At 43.6% G+C, this 18233-nt stretch carries 12 protein-coding genes; 6 read left to right on the top strand and 6 right to left on the bottom strand.

The features are described from left to right. On the top strand, nt 1-219 hold a 219-nt coding region (locus tag CHL76_RS17320), incomplete at its 5' end, for a hypothetical protein (protein ID WP_233133497.1). Here the strand turns inward: CHL76_RS17320 and CHL76_RS15945 are convergent. Further along, nucleotides 214-999 carry an SDR family NAD(P)-dependent oxidoreductase gene (locus CHL76_RS15945; protein ID WP_198951246.1) on the bottom strand — a complete coding sequence of 262 codons (786 nt, stop codon included), beginning with the start codon at nt 997-999 and terminating at the stop codon, nt 214-216. The genes CHL76_RS17320 and CHL76_RS15945 overlap by 6 nt on opposite strands. Before the next feature lie 241 nt (nt 1000-1240). Between CHL76_RS15945 and mqo the strand changes: the two genes are divergently transcribed. After that, nucleotides 1241-2737 carry a malate dehydrogenase (quinone) gene (gene mqo / locus CHL76_RS15950; RefSeq protein ID WP_094909101.1) on the top strand — a complete coding sequence of 499 codons (1497 nt, stop codon included), beginning with the start codon at nt 1241-1243 and terminating at the stop codon, nt 2735-2737. 68 nt (nt 2738-2805) lie between these two features. On the opposite strand, the gene CHL76_RS15955 is transcribed toward mqo, so the two are convergent. Further along, nucleotides 2806-3891, bottom strand: coding sequence for a GGDEF domain-containing protein (locus tag CHL76_RS15955; protein WP_094909102.1), 1086 nt, complete (start codon nt 3889-3891; stop codon nt 2806-2808). Between the two features lie 218 nt (nt 3892-4109). On the opposite strand from CHL76_RS15955, the gene CHL76_RS15960 reads away from it, so the two are divergent. Continuing rightward, nucleotides 4110-4883 carry an MBL fold metallo-hydrolase gene (locus tag CHL76_RS15960; RefSeq protein WP_094909103.1) on the top strand — a complete coding sequence of 258 codons (774 nt, stop codon included), beginning with the start codon at nt 4110-4112 and terminating at the stop codon, nt 4881-4883. Between the two features lie 280 nt (nt 4884-5163). Here the strand turns inward: CHL76_RS15960 and CHL76_RS15965 are convergent, their stop codons facing one another. After that, nucleotides 5164-6513, bottom strand: coding sequence for a hypothetical protein (locus CHL76_RS15965; protein WP_094909104.1), 1350 nt, complete (start codon nt 6511-6513; stop codon nt 5164-5166). Then, the gene (locus tag CHL76_RS15970; RefSeq protein WP_094909105.1) at nt 6506-7771 is read right to left on the bottom strand and encodes a hypothetical protein; all 1266 of its coding nucleotides are present in this window, start codon (nt 7769-7771) and stop codon (nt 6506-6508) included. Before CHL76_RS15970 ends, CHL76_RS15965 begins: the two co-directional genes overlap by 8 nt. Before the next feature lie 437 nt (nt 7772-8208). Here CHL76_RS15970 and CHL76_RS15975 point away from each other — a divergent pair, with 437 nt between their 5' ends. From CHL76_RS15975 to CHL76_RS15985, 3 genes are all read left to right on the top strand, one after another. Beyond that, nucleotides 8209-9921, top strand: coding sequence for a gamma-glutamyltransferase family protein (locus tag CHL76_RS15975; RefSeq protein WP_094909106.1), 1713 nt, complete (start codon nt 8209-8211; stop codon nt 9919-9921). Between the two features lie 165 nt (nt 9922-10086). Continuing rightward, nucleotides 10087-11928, top strand: a complete 1842-nt coding sequence (locus CHL76_RS15980) for an alkaline phosphatase D family protein (RefSeq protein ID WP_158219212.1) — start codon at nt 10087-10089, stop codon at nt 11926-11928. A 178-nt stretch (nt 11929-12106) separates the two neighbouring features. Next, on the top strand, nt 12107-13237 hold the full coding sequence (locus tag CHL76_RS15985) for a DUF418 domain-containing protein (RefSeq protein ID WP_094909108.1): 1131 nt from the start codon (nt 12107-12109) through the stop codon (nt 13235-13237). Between the two features lie 507 nt (nt 13238-13744). On the opposite strand, the gene CHL76_RS15990 is transcribed toward CHL76_RS15985, so the two are convergent. Together CHL76_RS15990 and CHL76_RS15995 are read right to left on the bottom strand one after the other, a co-directional pair. Continuing rightward, entirely contained in the window at nt 13745-15628 is a 1884-nt protein-coding gene (locus tag CHL76_RS15990) for a nuclease-related domain-containing DEAD/DEAH box helicase (protein ID WP_094909109.1), read from the bottom strand. A gap of 41 nt (nt 15629-15669) precedes the next feature. Continuing rightward, nucleotides 15670-18111 (bottom strand): UvrD-helicase domain-containing protein, encoded by a 2442-nt coding sequence (locus CHL76_RS15995; protein ID WP_143747481.1) that lies wholly within the window; start codon nt 18109-18111, stop codon nt 15670-15672. Nucleotides 18112-18233 lie beyond the last annotated feature (122 nt).

The following is an 18233-nucleotide window of genomic DNA, read 5'->3' on the forward strand; positions in this document are numbered from 1 at the left end:
GCTTGTTTATGCGGTGATGAACCTCAAAAAACTCGCCACCTGGCGGTGGCGACAGACGTGCGCCGGCCGTTGGATGCTTCTTTTTCCCTCAACAGCACAAACAAAGGCCTCCGAAATTCATTTTCGGAGGCCTTTGTCTACAATCTGAAGCAAGGCTCTTGTACAGAGCCTTGCTTTACTATCGAATTTACGGTAGTAATCTTGGCACAGTCTTTATAAACTACCTGTCTGCTCTATTATGTCATCCATCTGTTTCACAAGCGCCTGGCGTTTTTCGCTGTCACTGGCATCCGGATGCGGGTCACCGAAATCGCCGGCGTCATTGTCATAATACTTGCCGGAGGCGTCCGCAAACGTTTCCGACAGCGCCGCCTGGTACAGGATATTTGCCCCGATGGTAATATCGCTGCCTTCGACGCCGAATGCCCGTTTCACCATTTTACTTCCGAGCAGAGAACCCGGATTCACCGCCACCATTACGGGGTCCACGCGTGGAGCGAGCTCCATCGTCCACATTGTGAGGGCGAGCTTGCTCTGGGCATAGGCTTCCCCGTCCTGGAGATGTTTGTTTCCTGAAAGTGCCTCCGAATCTACAGGCTTCTGCGCCGCAGAAGAGAGGTTTACGACGCGCCCCGACTCGTCCATCAGCGGCAGCAGCTCGTTCGTCAGAATGTACGGGGCGAACGTATTCACTGCAAAGCGGATATCCAGGCCGTCTGCGGTGGCAGCGTCCGTCGCGTTATACACCCCGGCGTTATTAATGAGCACATCGAGATGACTGTGCTTGTTCGTGACTCCAAGAGCCAGGCTTCTTACCTCAGCCAGCTGGGACAGGTCCGCCACATACTGATCCGCCTGTGCGTTGCCGAGCTCTTCTGCCACATTTTCCAGCTTTTCCGCGCTGCGGCCGTGAAGCAGCACCTCGTGGCCCTCGTCCATCAGCATTTTCGCCGTTTCCATCCCGATGCCGTCGGTCGCTCCTGTAATTAAAATTTTCATCATGATCCCTCCAGTGAAATTCTATGAATTCTTCCGTTGTTTATTTAAATACTAGCATGCCCGCTCTTTCCCTTTATTCCCTGCATTGCTTCAGTCAAACTAAGGCGCCCGCCTCATCCTCTGTCTCGTTTTTCAGCAGCGAGTATGTTATGATATGTAAAGAGTCATCAGATGACCATACTACTTAACATAACCGCTTTCAAAAACGGACCCATTTTTCATTTCAAAGGAGGAACACCCGATGCAGCAAACTAACACTACGAGCGATGTAATTTTGATCGGCGCCGGCATCGTCAGTGCCACGCTTGCGACATTACTCAAAAAGCTGGAACCCGAGTGGCGCATTACGATTTTCGAAAAGCTCGATTCCGCCGGACAGGAAAGCTCAAATGAGTGGAACAACGCCGGCACCGGACATGCAGCTCTCTGTGAGCTGAACTACACTCCCGAGCAGCCGGACGGCTCTCTCAAGACCAGCCGGGCGGTAGAAATTAATGAACAATTCCAGATCTCGAGGCAGCTCTGGGCGCACCTGGTGGAACAGGGAGATCTTCAAAGCCCCGAGGAATTTATCCGTCCCCTCCCTCATATTAGCTTTGTCTACGGCGAGGAGCATGTGGAATTTCTGCGCAAACGGTTTGACGCGCTGGATGGCCATCCCCAGTTTGAAGGCATGGAATTTTCCGAAGATCCGGAGCAGATCAAAGAGTGGATTCCGTTGATGATGGAAGGGCGCGACTCTGACGAACCGATAGCGGCCACGAAGGTCGACCACGGCACCGATATTAATTTCGGGGAATTGACCCGCCAGATGCTTGCCAATTTGGAAAAACAGGATAATGTAGACATCCGCTACAACCACTCTGTGGAAAATGTCGCCCAGCGAAGCGACGGCACGTGGGAAGTAACCGTAAAGAACCTAAATCAGGAATCACTCGAGGAGCATACCGCTTCCTTCGCCTTTATCGGTGCCGGCGGCGGCGCCCTGCCGCTGCTGCAGAAAACGGGCATTCCTGAAAGCAGGAACATTGGCGGCTTCCCGATCAGCGGCGAATTTCTCGTCTGTGACAATCCGGAGGTCGTCCAAAAGCACCACTCCAAGGTGTACGGCAAAGAGCCGGCCGGCACGCCTCCGATGACAGTACCGCACCTGGACCGCCGCCACATCGAAGGCAGGGACACGCTGCTGTACGGCCCGTTCGCCGGGTTTACACCTAAGTTTTTAAAACAGGGATCCCCGTTGGATCTGTTCGGGTCGGTTAAACCGTCGAACGTGCTGACCCTGCTTGCAGCCGGCGCCAAAAATACACCGCTGCTTAAATACCTCGCCCAGCAGCTGACCCAGTCCAAGGAAGACCGAATCAAAGAACTGCGCAACTTTGTGCCGAATGCCTCCAGTGACGACTGGAATCTTCTTGTGGCCGGCCAGCGTGTACAGCTGATCGAGGATACTGAAGAGGGCGGCCGGGGCGCCCTGCAGTTCGGTACCAAGCTGATTCATGCCCAGGACCGCACGATGGCGGCGCTGCTCGGTGAATCGCCGGGCGCATCCGTGTCCGTATCGATCATGCTTGAAGTATTAAACAAGTGCTTCCCCGACCATCTGGAGGCCTGGGAGCCAAAACTCAAGGAAATTATTCCGTCCTACGGCCGCTCGCTCGAGGACAACCCGGAGCTGCTGGAGATGGTGCACGACTCCACGTCACGCACCCTCCGGCTGACCGAGGCCGTAACGTAAGCCCCTTTCATGCACGTAATAAAACATCACCCGCCGATTGGCAGGTGATGTTTTTTGGATTCTCTGGCTTAAGCAGGAGCTTCTGCAAAACAGACACGATTCCGCCCCTGTCTTTTCGCCTGGTACAAAGCTTCGTCGGACGCATCATACAGGTGCTGGATTTGTGGTTCTGTCTCCGGGTAGGTGGAAACTCCGACAGAAACGGTAACATTCAGGGCATCCGGAACTTGATGAAGCTGAAAAGAGGCTTCCTCCACATTTAACCGAATTCGTTCAGCAATGATTAATGCCTGGGAGCTGGTGCAGTCATGCAGCAAAATGCTGAATTCTTCCCCGCCAACGCGAAACGCCACATCGTTCGAGCGGATGGACGCTTCGAGAATTTCACTAAGCTGGGTTAAGACCGCGTCTCCTTCCGAATGGCCGTATGTATCATTGATTGATTTAAAATGATCGATATCAAGAACCAGCAGCGACAGCGACCGGGAGCTGCCGGTGTATTCCGCCTCGGTCTGCTGGATCATTTCCTGAAACGCCCGTTTATTGTACAGGCTGGTCAGCCCATCCCGGTAAGCCTGATCCTGGTAGCGCCGGAACAGCTCATTCACCTGGGTCAGGTGTGTAAACATATAAACGGCCACCGCCGTACCGATGACAGACGACAGCAGGTACATACCGGAGGCGGGGAGCCACTGTCCGGGTGGCAGAAGGATGGCCAGCGTAACAGCGATGTATCCATTGATGATGAGTACCATCCATACTGCCTGCACCCACACATTTTTTACAAGCTTGTGTACCAGCAGGCAGGAAAAGATGGTCACAATAATCAGGATAATCGCAGCGACTGAAGACATGCTGACACCGATAACCAGCCGCCCTGTCACGATCATGAGCCCCCCTATCACGGTCGGAATCCATCCCCCAAAAATAGCCATTAACGTAATGGGCACCATCCGTAAGTCAATGATGGTCGTGTCGCTTAACGGAATGCTGTAAGCGAGTAAAATCAGCCCGAGCACCCCGCTGAAAACTCCGGCAAATAGTTTTTGGCCGAGCGACGAAGACTCCCGCAGCGGCACCTGATAAAATATACGGTGAAATAAAAAAATAAACGAGACGAGTATAGTGATGTTAATAAAAAATCCTGATAGCATAATAACCTCCACGCAATTGGATCCTTTTTCCAGTTATCTACCAACTTTCTTATTCAATATACCATTTTCTTCATAGATTGCCTGTACAAGCCAAGTGCCGGGCAGCAATTTTATAACTATGACCTATACTTTATGCAGCTTCCGCTGGGGCTTAAGTGCAACAAACGGTAAAATATATTACAATCATTTATACTATTATTTAGAAGGAGTTTTACCGAATGAATATCCAGCCGATCCGGAACGCGACGCTTATTGTGGAATACGCCGGCAACAAGTTTTTAATTGACCCGTATTTAGGCGAAAAAGGCGCCTATCCGCCACTGCCGAGCCCGGCGCCTCACGCACCGGACGGAGACCAGAACAATCCGGTCGCCAAACTGCCGGTTTCGCTGCAGGAAATTACCGCAGGCATTGATGCCATTATTGTTACGCACACGCACCAGGACCACTGGGACGAAGCGGCAAAGGAAGCTTTGCCTAAGGAACTTCCACTTTTCACCCAAAATGCAGACGAAGCAGAAGCCATCCGGAGCGACGGCTTTCGGAATGTCGAGGTGTTGCACGAAGACACCGTCTTCGAAGGAATAGCCTTAAGCAAAACGAAGGGCGAGCATGGCCGCGGCGACATCCTTGAAATGACCGGACCGGTTTGCGGCGTTGTGTTCAGCCACGAATCGGAGCAGACGCTGTGTGTGGCCGGTGACACCGTTTGGTACGAGGGCGTCCAGGAGGCGGTAAACCTTCACCAGCCTCATATTATCGTAGTCAACGCCGGAGACAACCAGTTCGCCGAGGGCGGTTCGCTTGTGATGGGCAAGGAAGACGTGCACGAGCTGCAGCAGGCCGCCCCTGAAGCGCAGATTATTGCCGTGCATATGGAAGCAGTGAACCACTGGACGTTATCGAAGGAAGAATTAAAGAGATTCGCTGAAGAAAAAGGCATCTCGTCGAATGTGTCGGTGCCGGAGGACGGGGAATCTTATCGTTTTTAGATAAAGGACGGATTACTTGTTTCACCGTTCCCGGCTCATATATAGTTGAAATTAAAGGAGACCCTTGCAGACAGCCTGCAAGGGTCTTTTTTATATCATATTTTAACTATACTCATTTTAAAATTATTTCTTTAATGATTAAATAAACAGTTCGGACATTCGCTTTTTATTTTGGGAGTATTTAAATAACCTTTCTTCTGCCAATACTAATATTAATAGATTTTTTATTTCAACTAATTAGTTATTAATCAATTTCAAATAAACAGATTAAAAATTCAGATCATTCATACAATAGCAACTGTTTTTTATCGTACCAAATGATATCGTTTTTATTAATTAATAGATAAAAAACGATTTCTTCTAGTAATGGTATTAATAACTCTTTCAAAATTGCCCTTAAACCGGCGTATTCCCATAAATTACCATAAAATAAATGGAACTCAGTTTCCTTATTGTGTACAATAGCGTTTCTTAAATAATAAATTATTTTTGTGAAAAATTTTTTAATATTATCTCCATTGATATCATTCTGACTATGATTTATACCCAATACTTTAAGGGCTTCAGAAACCTGGTTTTCATCATTATTAGTTAAAAAAGTTTCCCAATAATCTAAAATAAATGATTTAAAACTGATTTGTTGTTTATAGTTTTTTTCAAATACTGCTTTCATAAAATTTTGTAATGCTACTAATTCGTTGGAATTTACCGCGGCAAATAAATTTTGAAATTTTCTAATTGAAAATAAACTAGGATTTGTATTATTCACTAATTCACAGATAGATTTTTTATACATAAAATTTTCTATAACTTGATATATCTTTACATATTTATCTAAAACGTTAGTTTGCATATTGTATTCACTTAATATATAAATTGCATCTTTAAATTGTTCATATTCTTCGCCCATACTCCAATCAATTTCAGATGTCACGGATGGAATTTTTTCATAATTATCTTCTGTATGAATAATTTCACCATTTGAAATTTTATTTAACATTACTATAGTTTTTAACTTTTCTATTTTTATATTATTGTCTTCAATAATTTTGTTTTCATTGTTAATTAGACAAAACGTGTCGCTATTATATTCTCTATTAAAATCTAAAGAATCTAATAAGTAAAAATTTAAAGATATATTTACATTCTCTAAAAATTCTTCAATTTCATTTTTATTTTTGTTTCTAATAATTAAAAAACTTTTCTCGATATAATCTTTATCAAAAACAAAAAAATCTTGATTGAAGTTATCGATACTGAAAAGTTGGAAATTCTCCTTTAAATCAATAGCTTCAATGCCTAACTCGCTCTTTTCTCTTAATTGATAGATAATCGCAAAAAAAATATCTTTGTATAAAATAAAATTATCAAAAAAACCCGGCACTAATCCCAAAACTTCGTTTACCAACTTTTCTAAATTTTCTAAGTCATCAAAGAAGATTTCTTTCTCTATACTCTCTTCTATCTTTATAGTTAACTCACCGAATTCTACCATGATTTCGTTTTTGAATCTTTCTTTCTCTCCTACTTTTAATTTTTCTGCTTGTAACTCTACGTGTGAGTCGTTCTCAATAGTACGGACGAAGTACATTAATTTTTCGTTGTATATTTTTAAACTGTTCTTACACATCCCAGGAGTTATCCTCCTTTTTCAAAAACCAATATCTCCAATCTATAGGAGCATTATAGGAATTATTGATTAATTCAGTAATACCATGATATACAGATTTTTTTGTTAAATTTCCTACATTTTCCTTGCTCAAATCTATGCTATTCCTAGCTTCATTGTACACTGCTACATTTAACAAATTTTCCTTACTTGTTTCTAGTTCTCTTATAAAATCTGTAAAGATGCTTAATCTATCTTCTAGCGTTTCGTATTGTTGGCTAGCCCGGCCGAGCGCTCCAAAAATACCTACTGCTACAGTTTCTCTAGATATCCACTTTTCACCTATTTCATCATAATCTTGTATTAATATTTCATCTAATTCTATTAAAAATTTTATTACACCTTTTATAAAATCTTGATTTAAGTAGTATAAAAATTCATCTAGTTTAGTATCCTCATTATTATTTATTTCTCTAACCAATTTAGTATTTGTAGTGATGACTTCACCTCTTACAAAAGAGAGTATTGAAGAAATCAAGTGCGGAAAATAAAACTCTCCTTTTTTTCTTTTTTTTGTGAACTGAGCAGAAGATACTTCTCTCTCTCTGTATAATTTGAAGTCCTCCGAATATTCTTCTCCTATTTCATTAACTATAGGCAATAAATTCAAAAAATAAAGTTCTAACTGATGCTTTAATGACATCTGTTTATGACCTGCGTTCAGAACTAACATTTTTTTTATTTCTTTATCAGGAGACAAATTAACCCATATCTCAAACCATTGTTTTTCATTAAAGTAACTGATTAGTTTTTGTGGAGTAATTTTTTTATCAGCACTAATTTGTAATAATTTGTAGAGAATTGAAGTATTTGAACCAAATTCGCTTAAAACACTTTTGAATTTTCTTGATAATTGATATTTGTTCATAGAAAAACTGTTATGATCTATGCCTTCTCGAATTATAAATTGGATTGTATCCCAAATAACTTTTAATCTATATGTTCGCTGCAAGCCATCCAATATTCTAAATTTTTCAATATTATCATTCTTTGGAAAATCCTTCTGGTAAACTACCAGAGTTATAGGAGGTATATGACCTTTTGTTAATATAGTTTCAACCAAATTATCTAAGTATAAATTTGAGACGATTCCTCTTTGAATATCATAGTCTTTATAATCGTTTGGCAAACTATTTATATATTCTTTTAGCGTTGAAGAACATAAGTAGCATCTATCTTCACTCTCTTCTATTTTCTCGTCCAATATAATGACTTTCATGTAAGTCGCTCCTTAATCAATTATTGATAACTTAAAAATAGTATATATTGCCTACTAATTTAATGCAAAAAGATTTTCAACGCCGAAATGTATTGACATAAACAATAATTTAAAAATAATTACTATCCAAAACTTCTTCCATCTTTTCCTTAAATCTATAAAGTAACTAAAACCGCTGTCGAACTAGCATTATTGAGCTTGAGGCAGGTACTTTCGGGGCATAAGAGTGTTATCATAGGGGAAGAACCATTTTTAACCCTCAGTTGGCTATATACATATTTCCTCTCCCCCTCAGCGCCTGCTCCCTTTCACTCCTTGTAACCATAGACAGCCATTGTCCAGACTCAAGGCTTATTTTTACTTATTTCGTGCCTGCCTGGAAGGAGGTTGCCGGCGCTAAGCAGAAGCAAGTAAGAACCGAGAAAGGAGAATGATGCATGGCTAACAGAAAGGTGATACCATTCCGGAAAAACCCCCCCTCTTTCGATCCCATCCGACGATTCGTCCCCGCCGTAGCCGTTCTGTCCGTAATAGTACTCAGCGGATGCTCGTCAGAGGAAGAAGGCGAAAATGAAAGCGCACCCCCGGAGGAGGAAAACGAGACCAATGAAAACGAGGAAGCAGCGGAAGAAGAATCCGAGCCGTCCAATGAACCCACTACCGATTACGGGGTGAGCGCCGGCCATCCCGATGCGGTCGCAACCGGCATGGAGGTGCTCGATAATGGAGGAAACGCGGCCGATGCCGCTGTCGCAGCCGCTTACGCAGTCTCTGTCGTTGAACCATTTGCTTCCGGCATTGGCGGAGGCGGATCGGTGTTAATCCAGGAGCAGGGAGAAGATCCGCAGGCCTATGATTACCGCGAAGTCGTGCCCGAGGGCGGCATCCCCTCGTCTGACATCGGCGTGCCCGGCTTCACTGCCGGAATGAACGAATTTCACACCGACTACGGGACAGCGGAATGGGAGGAGCTGCTTGATCCTGCGGTAGAGCTTGCCGACAGCTCGGAGGTTTCCGGACTGCTGGCGGAGCAGCTCGAATCAGGAGAGGACAGGCTCCCGGTCAGTGAGCTGAGCCATTTCTATCCTGACGGGGAGCCTCTTGAAGCCGGCTCTACCGTGGAACAGGACGAGCTCGCCGACACCCTGCGCGATATCCGTGACAACGGGAGCGATACTTTGTATGAAGGAGAGGCCGGGCAGTCGCTCGCGTCTCAAATCGAAGGCATAGACACCGCTTCACTCGAAGCGTTTGAGGTGAGCCAGAACGATCCGTCCGTCGGAACATACGCAGGATATGACATTATCGGTGCTGCCCCGCCCCTCCCCGGCATCAGCGTCATTCAAATGCTGCAGATGCTTGAGGAGCGTGGCAGCATGGAAGCAGGAAGGGAAAGCACGGACTTTATCCACGACACCGCCATGTCCTGGAGACTCGCCTCCCAGTTTATTGAAACGGACTACGGCGATCCGAATTTTGTCGATGTGCCGGTGGATGAACTGACGGACCCGGCACGTAACGTGGAGCTGGCTGCGGAAATTTCCGATGATAGCGTGATCTCCGAAGAGGAAGCCTCCTCCTACACGGGAGACCCCAACACGACCCATATTACGGTTGTTGACGAGGACGGAACGTTTGTGTCGATGACCAATACGCTCACCAACTTCTGGGGCTCCGGGGAATATGCCGACGGTTACTTTCTGAACAACCAGATGGACCGGTTTGATATCGGCGAAGGCAGCGTCAATGAACCGGAGCCGGGCCGGCGCTCGGTGACCTGGTCATCTCCGATGATTGTGGCCAATGACGACGGGCCGGTGCTTGGCATCGGCAGCCCGGGCGGCGAACGGATCCCGATTATGCTCACGCAGGTGATTGCCGACTGGGCAGAGAACGATGCCAGCCTCGAGGAAGCTGTCGAAGTCCCGCGCTTTCATCTGGATGGTGACGAGCTAGTGATGGAAGAACAGCCTGAAACGGAGCAGCGCGAGGAGCTGCTTGCGATTGGGTATGAGGATATACGTGAACAGCCGACCCCGCTCTACTTCGGATCGATTCAGGCGTTAGCCCTGGACCAGGAGACCGGGGAGCTGTCCGGGGCCAGAGATCCTAGGCGGGAAGCTGACTGGCAGAGCAGTGCTCCGGAGTAAATCCGGCCTGCCGAACTTCCGGCTCCTTCATTTATACCTGATTTCACCGCCTTTCAGGTTTTATCACGATCATTTCTGTTAATGATAAAAAAGATATATTTGTTAAAGAAAGGCAATTTTTCATCAATTCAAACCGCCAGTAAAAACAATCAAGGAGGCACCATATTGTATTTTAATGATTCAGTCAGGGAGGATGAAAACAGGGCTCCGTTCCCCGAGTGCTTTCTTACCGGCTCGGCCTTCAGGGTAGTTAATGGTTCATCCGATATAGAAACGAAAGCGTATTACGCCACCCAGCCGGCGGGAGAGGGATTTCCCCAATCGGTCGCTTCCGGCGACCCCACCTCGTCTGGGATGATGATTTGGACCAGAGTGGATCCTTCGTTAGAAGCAGGGGCCTCCGATATCGAAATCGGCGGGGGAGGCTTCGAGTGGCCGAACAAGCCGCACGACAAAAATAACTCTTCTTTCGCGGACCTCATCGACCAGGGAAAGACCGTTATGTTTCAGGTAAGCACCCATCCGAATTTTTCCTTCGTAGAATTAAGCGGATTTTCCCCAGTATGGAAGGATCATGACCATGTGGTCCGCATGGATCTGGATGGACTACTGCACCCTAATGAGACCTATTATTACCGTTTTATCACCAGGAGCGGCCTGGTGAGTAAAGCCGGCAGATGCCGCACGCTTCCACCGGAAGGCAGTGACTGCCCCGCAGCCACCATCGGCTACGTGTCCTGCCAGGATTACACGAGCGGCTATTTTAATGCACTCGCCCACCTGGCGGACGAGCAGATGGATTTCTTTTTGCACCTGGGGGATTACATCTACGAAGCTGCCGGAGAGGCCTCATACCAAACCGGCTTGGAAGCAAGGCAGATTACCCTTCCAAGCGGTGAAGACAAAGCATTCACCCTGGAGGATTACCGCCACCTGTACAACGTGTACCGTACAGACCCCGATCTGCAAAAGCTACATGAAAACCACGCCATGGTGGCCACCTGGGACGACCATGAATTTGCCAACGATGCCTACGCCCCGGCGGTGGCTCCAGATGACAGCCTGGAGCCCGATCTCAAGCGGCGCCATTCGGCAAACAGTGCCTGGCTCGAATACATGCCTTCGAGGGTATATGTCCCGTCCCGCTCATCATCCAGTAATGCCCTGAAGCTGTACCGGTCGATGACTATTGGTGACCTTGCCACACTGTACATTACAGACGAGCGTGCCTACCGGGATGCTCATCCCTGTGGCGAACAGGAGCTGGAGCGTTATTTCACCGATGGCTGCGAAAATATTCACAGCCCCGACCGGTCTATGCTCGGCAGGGAGCAGAAGGATTGGTTTCTCGGTGAATTAAAAAATTCCAGCAGCTTATGGAACATTTGGGCCAACCAGGTGCAAATCACCCAGCTGAAGTTTTTGGGCAGGTACATTAATCTTGACGCCTGGGACGGATTTGCACATGAACGGCAGGCTATCGCCCAGACAGTCATGAATAAAGGCATCCAAAATTTCATTGTGCTAACGGGAGATTTTCATAGCTTTGAAGCCTCCTATCTGCAGGAGGATTACAGCCGGGACGGTCATAAATTCGGAGTGGAGCTGATGGTGGGGTCCGTGACATCGAGCAATCTGAATGAAATGGTGCAGAAAAACCTGAATAATCTGTTCGACCACACGAGCCCCCTGCCTCAAAACGCGACGCTCGAGATCTTTCGCACCTTTCTGCCGGACGCTTTAAGCAAACGCATCATTCCGACAGAGTTTCTGTTTAAAGAGCTGCAGAATGCCATCAAAATTGAAAACCCCTGGATTGAATTATTCGACAGCACCTCCCACGGCTACGCCCTTTTGGAACTCTCGAAATCCAGGGCGGTCTGGACAGCCTATGCTGTGGAAAGCATCGAGGAAAAGCAGGCGTCTAAATCCCTGCTGCTTCAATGCGAGATTCCGAACGGGGAAGCAGCAATTAACGTGAAAGAGAAAAACAGCCTTTTTGGTTAAGCAAGGGGGCCGGTTCTGCGGATGAGGTAACCCAAGGCCGCCTGGAGTGAATAAAGCCTGCCCAACTTCCGGCCCTTTATTTTCTGCCTGAGTTTCGTATATCCTCTATGAGGGTTCTTTGCCCTATCTTAGATCAGCATCCCAGTATAAGTTCCCTTTGCAGAAAGTAGGTTTTGTTATGACAACTCCCCAGGGCAGCACTCAGGGCCCACGCATAGACATACTCGATCAAATACGCGGCTTCGCCCTGTTTGCGATTTTTATCGTCAATGTCTTCGGGCTGGCGTTAGCGGACCCGGCCAACCCAACCTGGCTGGGCAGCTCTATTCACACGGCCGTCGCCATCGTATTCGAGGACAGCGCCCGGCCGCTGTTTGCGATGATGTTTGGCATAAGCCTCGTACTTATTTACAGCCGGCTGCACGCGAAGGGCACAAATCCCTACCCTACCCTCGTCCGGCGGCTCGTGATACTGTTTTTCGTCGGAGGGCTGCACGGCTACTTTATATGGGCGGGTGACATTCTGCTTATGTACGCTTCCGCAGGACTTGTGCTGCTCACCTGTCTCCGGCTGCCAGCCAGCTGGCTGCTCGGGCTGGCGTTTCTGTTCTGGCTCGGCTATTCCACCGGCATCGACCTTTTGAATGGCTATACCTCTTTTCAGATGGACCCGGAGCAGTGGATGAAGGACGCCCTGCCGAAGGATCAAACGTATCCGACCGGCGTGGAATACCTGCTGATTGAATGGTCGACGATGATCGATCATCTCGGCTATTTCTTTTTTGGGATGTACGCGTACCGAAGCGGCATCTTTTCAAGAGCGCTGGACGATCACGACCGTAAATGGCGGCTTGCCGTCGTGTTTCTCCTTGTTGGGCTTTTGGGGAAAGCCGCTCTGTACGCCGGCGCCACCAACCCGCTGGTTGCTCATCTTGATGATGTGTACGCATTTTTGGTGAGCCTGGGGCTGGGCCTCGGGCTGCTGTTAGCCGGCACGAGCCAAAAAAGCATCTCCATGTTTCTTATCCCGTTTACCGCCGTCGGGAAATTGACCTTTACCCATTACTTGCTGCAATCGGTCATTTTCGTGAGCCTGTTCCGGGAGAGCGGCCGGACGTTTTTTAACGGCATGGGCATCTGGGATCCTCCGGGCTACGTGTTCGCGTTATTCATCGGCCTGCTCGTGTTTGCCGCCCAGCTGCTCGCCAGCCCGCTATGGCTGAAATACTTTTACTACGGCCCGCTGGAGTGGGTATGGCGCATCGGGACGCACATGAAATGGGTGCCGATGATTCGGAAGCGGTCGTGAATGAGCTGGAAATTTGCTGTGCTCTTTTACAAATTCGAAATATATGAATAAAAGTAACCCCGACGCATTCCGGCGCCGGGGTTCCGTATATTGGTTATTTTCATTGTCTACGGGCGGGAAGCAATCCAAAACTAAAATCGAGCTATTTTTTAGACTAATAAGTATTAGTTTGTAATAATCTGAAATATGATTTTAATTAATTTATTAGCATTGAAAAGAAAAATAGCAAAAACAATAAAAGAACTACGACCAATGATATTAATAGCACCCAAGCAGAAATATATGTTCTTTACTACCGTTCATTCCATACCCTATACAAATTATCAAACCCACGATTATTGCTCCTATCAGTTCCAATAATTACTCTCTTCATATTCAACCATTCTCTAAATAAAACCCTTTTACAAAACTAAATAAATTAATCAATAAAATTAAAATGACTAAAAACACAGGAATTTTTGCTGGAACTTCTGTATTTTTAGCCAAACTCATACTTGAATTTTGCGCTCACGGTGAATCAAATGAAGATTTTAAATAGTTATAGGCAGGAAGATAATTCAAGCAATTAAACGAATACTCTCCTGACTCCGCTTTTCCTTTCACACGGGACATACTAATAAATAGGGCATCTTTTATTGCTTGACGGTTTGGTTCTTTAAAGAAGATATATTCATTTTCATAATTAGTACTTGGAGAATCCAAAACTAAAATAATGTTGGGAGTCTGCCATCCTTTATAACTATGGTAAGAACTTATTTTAAGTCGGCCGGTCCCTCCTTGGAACTTCCATTTTTCACTACGACGACGCTCTTGGTCTTTTTCTTTTTGTAAATCGTATACATGCGAAGTTTTTACACCTTTATCTTCAAAGTATTCTACGATTTCAGCGCCAGTGTTTTCGTTAGTAGTGAGAATTGTAATGTCTTCCCAATCATTGGATGGTCTTAATAAATCAACATGATAAGCAATTTGTTTTAATTTTTCTGTAGTTAATTTTGCATTGTAATTATGCCAAGAAGCCGATTCCGTCAAATTTAATTGTTCTTCCTCAGGCACTAGGATTTCGTCTTCTTTAATTTGTAACTGTTGGCGAATAGTATGAATTTTTTGGACCATCATATTAGGCACACGGTGAGTATATTTTAAATTTCCCGGTTTTCCTTTAAAACCAATATTTTTGATTTGATAAGAGTCTTCGATCCATACTCCATGCTCAAACAAGTCCTGGGCTTTATCATATACTATAAATATTTCGCCTTCCTCAGTGAAAAACTGTTTTAAAAAGTGAATCCATTCGCCTTTAAAGTCCTGACCCTCGTCAATTAAAATATAGTCATAATTAAAATGCTCTTTTTTTATATTTTCAGTTAAATATTGATTAATAGCATCTAGCCACTTATTAGTAAAATTTTCATTTGTTTCTTCAATATTTGTTTCTATTTCGTGTTCTGTCATAAATATTTTTAGAAAGTCATGAAAATGAATAATCGTTAAATCTTCTCGCAATTTTTTACGTTCGCCTTCATACTCGCCTCGACCAAATTGCTGACTGCACAGGTCTCTTAGGTAATGGCGCAGTGTGATATTAAACGTTAAAAGTAGTACTCGCTTATTATAATCGTTTTTTAAAGCATTTACCGCTTTCTCTGCCAGGACTAATGATTTTCCAGAGCCAGCAACCCCGCTCCATCTGCGTATCGAACCAGGTTTCACTTGTAAGGGAACCCTTTGGCTCCCATTTAATATGAATGGCTGTCTTCTTTCATAATTATAATCTGCATATTGTAAATGCATATATAATTCTTGGACTAACTCTCTTAAAAGAAATCCATTTCTGTTGAACTTTGAATTATTCATGAATAAAGGGTAGGTATGATCATTAGGGTTTAACCGGTTATTTGACTCATTGATGTAATCAGCATCTTTTCTCGTCCAAATCTTCGTATATCCCCTTTTATCATTGCAAAATTTTGAAGCTTCCGATTTTGAAGCTTCATGAAAATACACTACCGTATCTATACAACCATAGTAATTATGAAAATTTTCAGCCAAGTAAATACTATTAACTGCTTCAGATTTCAAAATCCATTTCTTATAATTTTCTACTTGATTTACTGGATCTTTTCGATGCCGGTGTCCATTTGTACCACGGATATAACCTCCATTTTCATAAATATCCAAGCCTAAATTCCAGTCTTTTACTTCTATAACGATTATTCCTCGCTCAGGATGCAGCAAAACAAAGTCTGGTTTCGCTGAATTTATATGTGGTTGCTCAAATATAGTCCATCCATCAAAGCGCGGGCTATTTTGAAAAATATTTAATAAATACTCTTCTCCATTTGTTCTCGGATCGTTTGGATTAAAATTCTCAATTACTTCAGCAGGCATAATTATTCCTCCAAAATTTATTTCTAAAGTTAAATAAATATTTATATTTTCATTCTTTCTTGGATATATTTTTCTCTCATATGATCATTATGTTGTTCAGAATAATAGTCAATCGCACTTTCGATTAATTTCTCATTTAATTTTTCCGGGTTTTCTAACAATTCTTCAAGCATGTGATGAATCATTGCATTCTCTCCGCCTAATTTGTAGCGCTCTAAAGCTTTAACATAATTACCGCTTCTTCGGTAATAAATTGCGCTCCCCGACCATTTTTTGATTTTATCAAAGTGTTTAACTTTATAAGCATTTATGGTCTCTTCCCAATCAATGTTCTGTTTATTTTCTTTAATACGGCTATATTTTTTCGCCATTTTTATAATTTGTTCATATTCACCGAGAGCGTCCCAGCATTCAATGGCTTCATGAAGCATATTTACACTTTCAAAAATTTCGGCCGCCTGCTCAAATTCGAATTCTTCTTTTGATAGATGTGCTGTACATACCCACATAAAATGTTGAATATCTGTATCTGGCTTAGCTTTTCGATAACAGTCTAATGCTTGTTCATATTTACCTTTTTCGAATAAATAATTACCCTGGGCTTTCCAGTCCTCTTCATTAAATTCGGTCTTGCCTTCTATATTTATTTCATTTTTTATTTCAAGATTTTCGCGTATATCATTTATGTCCCAAACTGTAGATGGAAGCTTTCCATCGTATATTTGACATTGATTTATCCCCCGCGTAATTGCTACATATAATAAACTTGCTTCATACCTGATAAACCTTTGTTGAATATTATCCAAATTGGTTACATTAATGTCTTTATCAATAATTCTTTTTATTCTTTTCCATCGCGATTCATAGTCATTCGATTCTTCATACATTTTCCATATGAATACTTTTTTAAATTCCAATCCTTTAGCTTCATTCACACTAAATATTAAGGGCTTGTCCAGATTATTTTGTTCTAAAAGGTGATGAAGTTCTTTTTTATGGCCTGTACCCCTGACCAACACTGCATCATAAGGACCAAAAGAGCTCATAAAATCAATAATTTTAGTTTCTTCTATATTTTCGTATAAAATAGGTTTGGAACCGAAATTATGGTACTCTTCGCTTTTTGTTTTATAACGAAATTCAGTGTATTTTGTCTGAAGTTGATTAACAGAATCAGCAAGAAGAGCAATAGTACCGCTATTACGATAATTTTTGGATAGTTTAACGATATCTTTTACCTTTGTGTTTAAATCATTGTGTAAGGCATTTTTTATATTTTCCCACCTGAAACCACTATAGTGAACAACCTGATGGTCGTCTCCCGTTAACATAAGTCGTTGGGGTTCATTATCTGCAAATTTAAATATTACTTTTAAATGAAGGGGCGTTAAATCCTGGATCTCATCTGCTATCACTAAATCATAAGTTTTTAAATCCTGAGCAAGTATTTCAAATAATAGATCCTGTTCATCTACCATATGATTGGCTTTTAATAGATCCTTATACCACTCATATATTTTGTAAGCTTCAGAACGTTTACTATAAAAATTTGGAGCTTCTTTCTCTGAGAGACTCATGTATTCGTCTAACGTGATATCTATTTTTCCATCAACAAGTCGCCTTTTCCAAACTCCCCGGAGTTCCTCCCACACCATAAGAGCCGGGGATTCTTTTTCCTTGTTACTTCCTCTGGCAAATTTTTTATATTCATGAATAAGACGATTTTGAGTCGAAACCGCCTGATACTCGTCCAATTTGTATTTTTTCAGTACATCATCAAAAGTCATGAATGTGGTGTTTTCCATAAAAGTGCTTTCGTCATCTAATCCGTAAACCAGTTTTTGAAACTGCAGTTTAGCTTCTTCACATAATTCGCGACTATACGTTATATACAGCTTTTGAAGCTCAGGCCGTACTAATAACTTGTATATCGCAATAGTAGTCTTCCCACTCCCTGCAGTTCCTGACATTAAAACCGGCAACGGGGTTTCTAATACTTCTTGTTGTTCTTTATGAAGAGCGAGTTTTAATTCCCACATTTCTTCTGTTCCCAAATCGTTCGTTTTCATCAGCCTTATAATTGTGTCTTCATCTACTTCATACTTTTTCAAATTAATAAATTCATTATGATGCATTGGCTGGTTCCAGTATTTTTTTGTATTTACTACTAAATCCTCCACGTTCTCTTCTTCAGCTTCTTCGAGTTCATAATGACTCACTTCATAATTTTCATTCAAAATAGTTCGGGCAGTACGTATTACATCATCATGTTGGAGAGCTAAGTGAAAAATTACTAGGGCACTTTTTTCATCCTTAGTCGGATAAAAAGAAAACAGCATACGCTTTGCCTCGTCTATACGAGCTTCAAATACAAGACGATCACTGCTCAAAGCTTTTAACTTTTTCACTCTTGTGCCGTTTTGCCATTGTCCTGCTTCAAGCGATTTAATACGTTTACTCTTATGTTGCAGGTTTGCTAACAATTATTTCCATTAAAAATAAAAAAGAGACAGAATCCCCGTTGATACGGTACGATGACATCGACGAAAACACCATCGAGAAAGGATTCTGCCTCATGTCTACCGTATCATATTCCTCCTGCATC

The sequence above is a fragment of the Marinococcus halophilus genome, from assembly GCF_002265875.1.
Lineage (GTDB): Bacteria > Bacillota > Bacilli > Bacillales > Marinococcaceae > Marinococcus > Marinococcus halophilus.

What these genes read in the sequence shown, in the direction of transcription:
- CHL76_RS15945 (WP_198951246.1), bottom strand. Translation starts at nt 999, where the DNA reads ATGAAAATTTTAATTACAGGAGCGACCGACGGCATCGGGATGGAAACG.
- mqo (WP_094909101.1), top strand. Translation starts at nt 1,241, where the DNA reads ATGCAGCAAACTAACACTACGAGCGATGTAATTTTGATCGGCGCCGGC.
- CHL76_RS15955 (WP_094909102.1), bottom strand. Translation starts at nt 3,891, where the DNA reads ATGCTATCAGGATTTTTTATTAACATCACTATACTCGTCTCGTTTATT.
- CHL76_RS15960 (WP_094909103.1), top strand. Translation starts at nt 4,110, where the DNA reads ATGAATATCCAGCCGATCCGGAACGCGACGCTTATTGTGGAATACGCC.
- CHL76_RS15965 (WP_094909104.1), bottom strand. Translation starts at nt 6,513, where the DNA reads ATGTGTAAGAACAGTTTAAAAATATACAACGAAAAATTAATGTACTTC.
- CHL76_RS15970 (WP_094909105.1), bottom strand. Translation starts at nt 7,771, where the DNA reads ATGAAAGTCATTATATTGGACGAGAAAATAGAAGAGAGTGAAGATAGA.
- CHL76_RS15975 (WP_094909106.1), top strand. Translation starts at nt 8,209, where the DNA reads ATGGCTAACAGAAAGGTGATACCATTCCGGAAAAACCCCCCCTCTTTC.
- CHL76_RS15985 (WP_094909108.1), top strand. Translation starts at nt 12,107, where the DNA reads ATGACAACTCCCCAGGGCAGCACTCAGGGCCCACGCATAGACATACTC.
- CHL76_RS15990 (WP_094909109.1), bottom strand. Translation starts at nt 15,628, where the DNA reads ATGCCTGCTGAAGTAATTGAGAATTTTAATCCAAACGATCCGAGAACA.